Annotated in this window: 1 protein-coding gene; it reads right to left on the bottom strand. The window is 63.9% G+C overall.

Annotation, left to right across the window (positions count from 1 at the left end; all coding sequences use genetic code 11):
- Positions 1–62 precede the first annotated feature (62 nt).
- Positions 63–837, bottom strand: a 775-nt coding sequence (gene xerC / locus JJB97_RS18190) for a site-specific tyrosine recombinase XerC (protein ID WP_238715489.1), incomplete at its 5' end; no start/stop codon positions are given.

Here is an 837-nt window from a genome sequence, read left to right as displayed (position 1 = left end):
TCGCGCCAGGGAAGGCGCGCTCTGCCGAACCACCTTCCTTGCGGGCTGACAGACGCCACCCGCTAACCCTGCGGGCTGGCTGCTGGCGCATCTGTCCCGTCCGGCTCCGCTGCCGCCCGCTGCTCTGCCGGATGAGTACTGGCATGCACCGCCTGCAACGCCCGGATGCTCACATGCGTGTAGATTTGCGTACTTTCCACGCTGCGATGCCCCAGCATCGCCTGTATCCAGCGCAGGTCTGCGCCGTTCTCCAGCATCTGCGTGGCCATAGCGTGACGGAACAGGTGGCAGCTTCCTTTGTCGATGCCGCATGCTCTCAGGTACTGCACCACCGCCCGCGTGATACCTGCCACGGTCAGGCCCGCCAGACCGTCCATTGCCACGAACAACGCCTTACAGTCCGGGTTGACCAGTATCTGCGGACGAACATCCAGCATATATCGCTCCAGCCACCACAGCGCCCGTTCACCGACCGGGATAACACGATCCTGCTTCCATTTACCCTGGACGATGGTCAGTATCTGCCGCCCGAAGTCCGCGCTGTGTATGTCCAGTACTGCCACCTCACCACGCCGGATACCCGTTGACCACAGCAGTTCCAGCAACGCCCGGTCACGGATGCCCTGCGCCGTGGTCAGGTCGCACTGGTTCAGCACGTCCTCCACCTGCTCCACGGTGAGTATCGTGCGCGGCAGGCGCTTCTCCTGCCTCGGTAGCTCCAGGTCTGCGGCGGGATTAGCCAGCAACAGGTGCTGCTGCACCATCCAGCGGAACCACACCTGCAACGGCTGCACCGCCGTTCGCTGGGTTCGGCTGGTCAGTGCCTCACCGTTGCTC

The organism is Tenebrionibacter intestinalis (assembly GCF_016632365.1).
GTDB classification, from domain to species: domain Bacteria; phylum Pseudomonadota; class Gammaproteobacteria; order Enterobacterales; family Enterobacteriaceae; genus Tenebrionibacter; species Tenebrionibacter intestinalis.
The sequence above is the reverse complement of the archived record's forward strand: the minus strand, read 5'-3'. Positions and strand labels throughout refer to the sequence as shown.